Annotated in this window: 3 protein-coding genes; 1 reads left to right on the forward strand and 2 read right to left on the reverse strand. The window is 41.4% G+C overall.

Annotation, left to right across the window (positions count from 1 at the left end; translation table 11 throughout):
* The first annotated feature begins 510 nt into the window (after positions 1 to 510).
* A complete protein-coding gene (locus DP116_RS25375; RefSeq protein WP_169157789.1) occupies positions 511 to 903 on the forward strand; it encodes a hypothetical protein in 393 nt (130 codons plus the stop codon).
* Positions 904 to 974: 71 nt separating this feature from the next.
* Here DP116_RS25375 and DP116_RS25380 read toward each other — a convergent pair whose 3' ends face one another.
* Positions 975 to 1,478: an RNA recognition motif domain-containing protein gene (locus DP116_RS25380; protein WP_169157790.1), complete on the reverse strand. Its 504-nt coding sequence runs from the start codon at positions 1,476 to 1,478 to the stop codon at positions 975 to 977.
* 660 nt (positions 1,479 to 2,138) lie between these two features.
* A complete protein-coding gene (locus DP116_RS25385; RefSeq protein WP_169157791.1) occupies positions 2,139 to 4,316 on the reverse strand; it encodes a M48 family metalloprotease in 2,178 nt (725 codons plus the stop codon).
* Positions 4,317 to 4,347: the final 31 nt, after the last annotated feature.

A 4,347-nucleotide genomic window follows, 5' to 3' on the forward strand; every position in this document is an offset into this window, starting at 1 on the left:
GTTACTTCACTTGGGGAGACCCCAAGACCGTACTACCTCACCGCACTGGCTCCTCACTTGGCGACTGGCGCTCTTGGGTCAGGCGAAAGCAGGCATACCCGTAAGGGTCATGAGTAGCAATGACTGATAGCTAATAACCATGACGAAAAACGACGGTTAATCTTCCCCATAAAAAAATGAGTTTACCCGTCGTTTTTGGTAAATTTAACGAGATATTAAGAAAAATTTGAGTTTATTTGCAACAGATGAGATTCTCAATCAATGGCAAGACGTGAAATAACAAGAACAAGCCTGAAAGAGAGTAAGTAGACAGGGGGAAATAAATTAAGCTATGTAAAAAATTGTCAAAACGCCTCAAACCTTTACCAATGACTAATGACTGCCTTAACGAGTGAGTTTTATTAGTACTGACCTACTTATCTCAACAAATGGTAAGTTAATTGACGACATAAGCAATCTGACAAAATGATTCAAGACATTAGTCTCTAGCACACTCACAAGAGATACTCTATGCAATTAGAATTTGTTCCCGTTGAAGAATTTTATTTTGTCCTAACTTTAGCGGTTCGGACTCTGGAAGAATTGGCAGAACCAGATCTTGTCGAACAAGTGCGATCGCGACTGTTGGTAGAATGTGGACAACCCTCTACTGTCGCTCCTGGTAAACAAAATACTTTCAACTATGTATTCCGTGTACAAGGTGTAGACAATAGCCCTGCATCTGGACTTATCGTTTCCATTTCAGATTGGCAAGACAAGCTGCGCCTGAGTAGCGACTATGGATGGACGCTAGACGAACAACGCAAGCCTATTCGTACTGAAAAGTATAGCCAGCGATCACATTTCGCCCAACAGTTGCGATCGCACTTACAACTATGGTTACAGCTTCCCATTAATACCTAAGGGATATATAGACTAAAAATTAAAAATCAAACTAACTTGATTTTTAATTTTTAATCTCTCCTTGTTGAAGTTTAAGTCGTCGTTTGTGCGGCAAGCATTTGCTTGAGTTTTTCCAACTCGTTAGCCCATCTGGGATCTGGACGAATTGCATCATCCGTGCTGGCAGCTGCTGGTGTGTGTTCTCTTCCACCGCCACCACGACGAGACTTCTTGGAGTTTTTCTCCCTACGGTTATTTTCTTTTGCAGGAGTGGGACTAGAGTTACTAGTTGTAGGATGACTAATGACTTTAATTGGTTGCTCCTCACTATTTTCCTCTGCTTTCGTACGAGGTAATGCTTTCTCGAGTTTGATCGCAGTGTCTTTGAACAACTGACCATTGTACTTTTCAATAATTTGGTCTGCTTGTTCGTCATTGTTGACTGTGAGAAAACCAAAACCACGACACTTGCCGGTTTTTCGGTCTTTAATCAGTTTAGTAGTAACAGCATCGCCTTCTGCTGCAAAAACTGCTTGCAGTTCTTGACGATCTATTTCTTCTTTGGGCAAATTGCCTATGTATAGGCGAATGGACATGAACTAGACCTCCACAGGTTGAGTGAAAACGACCAGGCAAAAAACAGTAGCTTGGCTCTGGCTTTCATATAGATATTGTTGACCAATTCTGCCACAAACCAATTTTTCTCTCCGAACTGTTAACCTATACAATACAGTTTTTTACCAGGATAAAGCTTGCTTAATACAAAAGCACACAACTCTAACAACACCTTTATTCTAAGAATTTTGAATTTTATTGCGTACTGCTTATAACTCGAAAGTTCTTCTACACTTTGTTGTTCCAAACAATTAAACACTCTTCCCTAGATTATCACGCTATTTTACACGCAACCAGTTCATATTAGACATTTCTAGCAATACCATAATTGCATAGTAGCATAAAATACACTTTTTCTACAGTTTTATGTCAGAGAAACAAAAACCAGCCAGTTACTGGCTGATTAACTGCTGTGTTGGGGAGAAAAAGGGTATGTCTTGGCGCTATCAGCAGCACTGATTACCAAGCTTGAAAGCCACGGTATATCAGCTTTTGCTGTTAATGTTAAAAATAATAACATTTTGTTGAGAATTGTGCAAGTTTTGTTTACAAATCGCTGTGCGAACTTATTGAGTGTAGAGTACAAAGTCAAATCACCAGTGACTAATGACTCTAAATGACTAATGACTAATGACTCATGACTAACCTTTTAACAAAATGTATGCTCCAACCGCCTCCGTGACAACGGCTAAAACCGTAGACCAAATGGGATGAGGACTGTAGATGGTTGTACCGCTATGAGTTTGCAGAGTTTGGACGTCAATCCAAGGTGTTGCTCCTCGCCGTAACCAACCTGTCACCGTAATTTGCCGACCAATCAAATTTTGAGGATTTTGCTGTTGTCCCAGCCACTGTAGGTAATGTAATCTCACCGAAGCTGTACTGGATTGCAGGATGAAATCTTGTCCCAACGAGTTACTTGTACCTCGCCGACCTAATAGCTTACCGACAAGACGCACGTTGATACTATCAGATGGGAGGGCTGCTGGGTTAGACAAGAGGTTAGGCAATCGGTCATCTGTTTGGGTAGTGCTAGGTTTAATATCTGGAAAAAAAGAATTGATCCGGATTAATGTACCGATGCTAAATCCAATCAGCCAGCAACCTGTCATAAAAGACCAATTGTCGTATATCCACTTTAAGTTCAAAAACTTAAGTGCATATGCCGTTTGCCAAACAAGCCAGATCACAATCGCAAACACACTACCTATAGGAATTCCTAAAAAGGGAGCAACTTGAATAAAAAAAGATTGACGCTTCACCCTCAAAGGTTGTTGTTTTTCCAAATTCAATTCTGTTTCTAAATGCCAATCGCGGGCTATTGATAACAGACGTTGCAGGCGATCGCCTATCAACGGATGAGTGTTGTTGATCACCAACCACCAGCGATAGGGATTGAGATAGTCCCACATCAAAAACGATTCAAAAGTCGTGTTATGAGCAATACTACCCAAACAAATACTTTGCTGGTAGCCTACAGGCGCTAGTATATTTAAGCTTTCTAACTGCCAACTGGTGTGTTCTTGTTTTTGGATATCATCAGCAATACCAATAGCAATTTTGAGTAAAGCACGGACAAGACCGTTAGGATTACCAGTCATGTCAACAGCCAGGCGATCGCTGTAATAAAGGCGCAGTTGAGACAACCACAATCCAGTCCCAGTCAGCAAACACCAAACGACATAGGCGATACTTGCCATAACAGCCATAACCCAGCGCCAAATTCGTGCTGTTGTTCTGTCTCCCCATTCCGAAAAATACTGGTATGCTTTATATATTGGGATCGTGACTAGTAGCACCAAAGACATGACAGCAAAATCCCAATGAGTCATATGCCCTAGTTGGCTGGCGTATATTGTGGCTATCTCATCATCACAAAGTTGCTCTAACAGCCCCTGACTCACCACAATTCGCGCAGTACGGGGTAAATTCCCATAAGTCAGCGCTAAAGGTGCTGCTAATGGCAAAACACGCAGTTTTGGTAACTGCCAACCTTGCTGTTGACAACGGCGTTCTAGTACCCGGACAGCTTCTTTACTATACCTATTTAACGTGTCCTTCTCCAGTTTTTGCAAACCATAGAAATTTGTGAGTATTCGGTCTAGCAACCTGGGAGAAACACCTATCAAGATGAGTAGGACAAGCAGCAACAATAAAGTGGGATTAGCGTATAAAAGCTGTATTGGCTGTAAATATGGAACTACTACAAGAATAGTGTTTATAAATCCCATCACCAACACGACTAATTCCCGTATCACCCAAAATAAAGCAATAAATGTTCCTAGCATCAGCAGCCGAAACGGAATTAAGTTCAGCTTTTGCTGTTGTATCCAAGTCTTTGCTCTTGGTGCTTGTCGCCAATGAATTGTCAGTGGTTTAGATTTTTCAGGGTTCGTGGGAGAAGGTGAGGGAGTGAGGGAGGGAGTGAGGGAGGGAGTTAAAGAAGTTTCGTTGTTTGGGTCATTATTTCTCTGTGTTGGTTTTTGTCCTGTGATCCTCGTGTTCTGCTCAAAAGGTACCAAACTAGTAAAATCTTTACTATCTTTACGAGGAAGTGTCAATTGCTCTAAAGTGCGATTTGCCCACCGTTGTACTTCGGAATTTTGACTGTGAGTGAGAGTTTCGCATAAAGCGATCGCCCTTGGGATATTACCGCTTTTTGCATAAGCTACAATTAACCCGATTTGTGCTTGTAAAAAAATGTTACTATTGGCAAGTGTTTGGGTTAGTGCTTCTAGAATGGCAATCGCACTTTGGAAATCTCCCTGCTTAATTGCTGATAACCCTGCCTCCAAGGATAATTTGGGATGTGAAGGCATAAAAATCCTCTAACTCTGATATTGTTTAACA

Origin of the sequence: Brasilonema bromeliae SPC951, assembly GCF_012912135.1 — a bacterium.
Lineage (GTDB): Bacteria > Cyanobacteriota > Cyanobacteriia > Cyanobacteriales > Nostocaceae > Brasilonema > Brasilonema bromeliae.